At 74.0% G+C, this 4,302-nt stretch carries 1 protein-coding gene; it reads right to left on the minus strand.

Annotation, left to right across the window (positions count from 1 at the left end; genetic code table 11):
- Positions 1 to 4,302: type I polyketide synthase (locus tag ACWDRR_RS44125; RefSeq protein ID WP_449777992.1), on the minus strand; the 4,302-nt coding region annotated here is incomplete at both ends.

Genomic DNA, 4,302 nt, shown 5'->3' on the forward strand with positions numbered 1-4,302 from the left:
TCCACAGCCCCACAGTCCAGCACCACCACAGCCGGCACCGCACCCGACTCCGACAACCCCTCCCACACCGACCACGACACCCCGGCCACCACACCGGCAGGCACACCGGCAGGCACCACCGACCACTCGACCCCGAAGAGGCTCTCGCCCCCACCCAACTGCTCGGCCGACACCGGACGGCCCACCATCGACCCGACCGACATGACCGGCCGACCCGACACGTCGGCGAGGGCCAGCGACAGACCGCCGTCACCGAGGCGCGTCAGCCGCACCCGCAGCACCGACGCACCCACCGCGTGGAGAGACACCTCGTTCCAGACGAAGGGAATCTCCAACTCGCCGGTACTGGTGAGGATCGCGGCATGCATCGCCGCATCCAGCAGAGCGGGATGCAGCCCGAACGCCGCGCCGTCCACCCCCTCGGGCAGCGCGACCTCGGCGAACAGGTCGTCACCACGACGCCAGACGGCGCGAAGCCCCCGGAACACCGGGCCGTAGCCGAAGCCGGCCGCCGCGAAGCCTTCGTAGGCCCCGTCGACGGGTACCACCTCGGCCCCGGCCGGCGGCCACTCGCTCGGCTCGAACGCCCCACCGAGGTCGGCCGGAGCCGCGGTCAGGAAGCCCGAAGCGTGTCCGGTCCAGCCGTGCTCCGGCTCGTCCTGCCGACGGGAGTGCACGGTCACCGACCGCCGACCCGATCCGTCGGGCTCGCCGACCCGCACCTGCAGCTGCACGCCGCCCTGTTCGGGCAGCACCAGCGGCGCGGCCAGGGTGAGCTCCTCCACCTGCGCGCAGCCGACCTCGGCGCCGGCCCGCAGAGCCAGTTCGAGCAGGCCGGTGCCGGGCACCAGCACGCGGTCCAGGACCGTGTGGTCCGCCAGCCAGGGGTGCGACTCCAGTGACACCCGGCCGGTGAACAGGAACCCGTCCGGGTCGGCCAGTTCCACGGCCGCGCCGAGCAGCGGATGGTCCGCCGCACCCATGCCGGCCGCGCTCAGATCGGCGAGCGGGCTCGTGGCGCCGAGCCAGAACCGCTGTCGCTGGAACGCATAGGTGGGCAGGTCGACCCGCCCGGCGCCGGTGCCCGCGAAGAAGGCGTGCCAGTCGACCGGCACGCCGGACGTGTGCAACCGGCCCGTCGCCGCCACCAGGGTCGACACGTCGTCCCGGCCCGCGCGCAGCAGCGGGACCAGCTGCGTCAGCGCCGGCTCGCCCGGCAGGCAGTCCTGAGCCATTCCCGTGAGGACGGCATCGGGGCCGAGCTCGACGAAGCGGGTGACGCCCTGGGCCGCCAGGGTGCGCACACCGTCGGCGAAGCGGACCGCCTCCCGGACGTGCCGCACCCAGTACGCCGGCTCGCAGAGCTGCTCGCCGGTGGCGAGTTCGCCGGTCAGGTTGGAGACCACCGGGATCGTCGGAGCGGCGAAGGACAGGCCCTCCACCACCGCCCGGAAGTCGCCCAGCATCGGGTCCATCAGGGGCGAGTGGAAGGCGTGCGAGACCCGCAACCGGGTCGCCTTGCGGCCCAGCCGCCCGAAGTGGGCCCGGATCGCCTCGACCGCCTCCTGCGCGCCGGAAACCACGACGGACCTGGGGCCGTTGACCGCCGCGATCGAAACGAACTCGCCCAGCAGTGGGAGGACTTCGTCCTCCGCCGCCTGCACGGCGAGCATCGCACCGCCCTCGGGCAGCGCCTGCATCAACCGCCCCCGCGCCGCCACCAACGCGCACGCGTCCGCCAGCGAGAACACCCCCGCCACGTGGGCGGCAGCGACCTCACCGATCGAGTGACCTGCCACCAAGTCCGGCCGCACACCCCAGGATTCGACGAGCCGGAACAACGCCACCTCGACCGCGAACAGCGCCGCCTGGGCGTGCACCGTCCGGTCCAGCAGCGCCGCGTCCTCGCCCCACACCACCTCACGCACCCCACCAAGCTCCCCGCAGACCGCGTCGAACGCCGCCGCGAACACCGGGAACCTGCCGTACAACTCCCGCCCCATACCCAGCCGTTGCGACCCCTGCCCCGAGAACAGGAAGGCCGTCCGGCCTCCGCTGCGCCCGGATCCGGTGAAGACGCCGGGCAGGCTCTCGCCCTCGGCCAGGGCGCGCAGTCCGGTCAGCAGCTCGGCCCGGCCGCTGCCGACCACCACCGCGCGCCGCTCCAGCGCGGACCGGGTGGTCGCCAGCGAGTGGGCCACCTCCTGCGGCTCCAGCTCCGGCCTGGACTCCGCGAAGGCGAGCAGCCGCCCGGCCTGTGCGCGCAGCGCCTCCGGCGTCGCGGCGGACACCAGCCACGGGACCGGCGCCCCGGACACCCCCGACGTTTCCGAGCGCCCGGCCGGCTGCGGACCCTGTTCGAGGACGACGTGCGCGTTGGTGCCGCTGATCCCGAAGGCCGACACGCCGGCGCGGCGCGGACGGCCGGTCTCCGGCCACTCCTGCGCCCCGGTCAGCAGCTCGACGGCGCCTTCGTTCCAGTCCACGTGCGACGAGGGCTCGTCCACGTGCAAGGTCTGCGGCAACACGCCGTGGCGCATCGCCATCACCATCTTGATCACACCCGCCACACCCGCCGCCGCCTGCGCATGGCCGATGTTCGACTTCACCGAGCCGAGCCAGAGCGGCCGTTCGGCCTCCCGGTCCCGGCCGTAGGTGGCGAGGATGGCCTGTGCCTCGATCGGGTCGCCCAGCGTCGTCCCCGTGCCGTGCGCCTCCACCGCGTCGACCTCGGCGGCCGACAGTCCGGCGCTCGCCAGTGCCTGCCGGATCACCCGCTGCTGCGAGGGGCCGTTGGGCGCGGCGAACCCGTTGCTCGCGCCGTCCTGGTTGACGGCCGTGCCGCGCACCACCGCGAGCACCTGGTGCCCGTGGCGCAGTGCGTCGGACAGGCGCTCGACCAGCAGCACGCCGACGCCCTCGGACCAGCCCACGCCGTCCGCCGCGCCGGCGAACGCCTTGCACCGCCCGTCGACGGACAGGCCGCGCTGGCGGCTGAACTCGATGAACATGCCGGGGGTGGACATCACCGTCACACCGCCGGCCAGCGCCAGCGAGCACTCCCCGGAGCGGAGCGCCTGCACCGCCAGGTGCAGGGCGACCAGCGAGGACGAGCACGCCGTGTCCACCGTGAGTGCCGGCCCTTCGAGGCCGAGCGTGTAGGACACCCGGCCCGAGACGACGCTGCCGCCGCTGGTGCCGGAGGGGTTCGCGTTGAGCGCGTAGTCGTGGTACATGACACCCGCGAAGACGCCGGTGCTGCTGCCGCGCAGCGACTGCGGATCGATCCCGGCGCGTTCCACCGCCTCCCACGAGGTTTCCAGCAGGAGCCGCTGCTGCGGGTCCATGTACAGCGCCTCACGCGGTGAGATGCCGAAGAAGCCCGGGTCGAACGCGGCCGCGTCGTGCAGGAAGCTGCCCCGGCGCGTGTAGCTCCGGCCCTCCTTTCCCGGCTCCGGGTCGTAGAGCTCCTCGATGTTCCAGCCCCGGTCGGCCGGCAGGTCGGACACGGTGTCGGAGCCGTCGAGCAGCAGCTGCCACAGCTCCTCGGGGGAGGTCACACCGCCCGGGTAGCGGCAGGCCATGCTCACGATCGCGATCGGCTCGTCGTCCGTGCGCTGCGCGCCGGCCCGGTCCGTGGCGTCCTTGTCGGCGCCGCCCTCGTCGGTGGCGTCGCCGAGGATCGTGAGGATGTGGTCGGCGACCGCCCGGGCGTTGGGGTGGTCGAAGGCCAGGGTGGCCGGTAGCCGCAGTCCGGTGCGGGCGTTGAGGTGGTTGCGCAGTTCGGTCGCGGCCAGGGAGTCGAAGCCGAGCTCCTGGAAGGCCCGCTCCGGCTCGATCGCCTCGGCCGAGGCGTGACCCAGCACACCGGCGACCTGCGCACGCACCATCCGCAGTACCTCCCGCTCCCGCTCGCCCGCGGTCAGCCCGGCAAGCTCCTGCTCCAGCGCGGCGGCCGACGCGGCGCCACGGGCGTGGCCCCGGCGCCGGGAACGCGGAACCAGGCCGCGCAGCAGGGCGGGGACGTCGTCGGTGCGGGATCGCAGCGCGGTGGTGTCGACGCGGATCGGGACCACGGTGGCCCGGTCGGTGTGCAGCGCGGCAGCGAACAGCGCCAGCCCCGCCTCGTGCGTGAGGACGGGGACGCCTTGGCCGGCCATCCGCTTGCGGTCGACCTCGGTGAGGAACTCGCCCATGCCCGCACCGGCCTCCCAGAGGCCGAAGGCCATCGCGGTGGCCGGCAGGCCCTCGGCGCGTCGCCGGGTGGCGAGCGCATCGAGGAAGACGTTCGCCGCCGCGTAG

The sequence above is a fragment of the Kitasatospora sp. NPDC003701 genome (genome assembly GCF_053587085.1).